Source organism: Stenotrophomonas sp. YIM B06876 (assembly GCF_030711595.1).
Classification (GTDB): domain Bacteria; phylum Pseudomonadota; class Gammaproteobacteria; order Xanthomonadales; family Xanthomonadaceae; genus Stenotrophomonas.
Map to the genome: position 1 here is coordinate 1 of NZ_JAUJUJ010000399.1, position 735 is coordinate 735.

Annotated in this window: 1 protein-coding gene; it reads left to right on the forward strand. The window is 66.8% G+C overall.

Translation table 11 applies throughout. The features are described from left to right. Positions 1-599 (forward strand): DUF6537 domain-containing protein (locus QZH66_RS19080; protein WP_345783873.1); only part of this gene is annotated, 599 nt, incomplete at its 5' end. Positions 600-735: the final 136 nt, after the last annotated feature.

Sequence of the window (735 nt, forward strand, 5' to 3'; positions counted from 1 at the left end):
ACAAGGCATCGTTCCTGTGGGGGCGGCGCGCCGCGGTCGACGATGCAGCGGTCGAGAAAGCGGCGGCGCCCACCAACGTGGTGCAGATGCTGCCGCGCATCGACATGTCGCTCGCCGCCATCGTCAAGCGTTCGGTCGAGACTCTGACCGACTACCAGAACGCAGCCTACGCACAGCGCTACCAGGCGCTGGTGGACCGGGCGATCGCGGCCGAGCAGGGCAAGGACCTGGGCGACCGGTTCAGCACCGCCGTGGCGCGCTACTACTTCAAGCTGCTGGCGATCAAGGACGAATTCGAAGTGGCGCGGCTCTACAGCAGCGAGGCGTTCCGCAAGTCGCTGGAATCGACCTTCGAGGGCGACTACACCCTGCAGTTCCACGTCGGCGCCTGGCCTTTTGGCGGTGTGGACGCCCACGGCAAGCCCCGCAAGGGCGCGGTGGGTCCCTGGCTGATGGCGGCATTTAGCGTGCTGNGAATCGACCTTCGAGGGCGACTACACCCTGCAGTTCCACGTCGGCGCCTGGCCTTTTGGCGGTGTGGACGCCCACGGCAAGCCCCGCAAGGGCGCGGTGGGTCCCTGGCTGATGGCGGCATTTAGCGTGCTGAGCAAGTTCAGGGGCCTGCGCGGCACGGTCCTCGACATTTACCGCAACAACCCCGAGCGGCGACTGAACCTGCGCCTGCTGGCCGAGTACGAGCGCGAGATCGGGCAGTTGATCGACACACTGGACGCC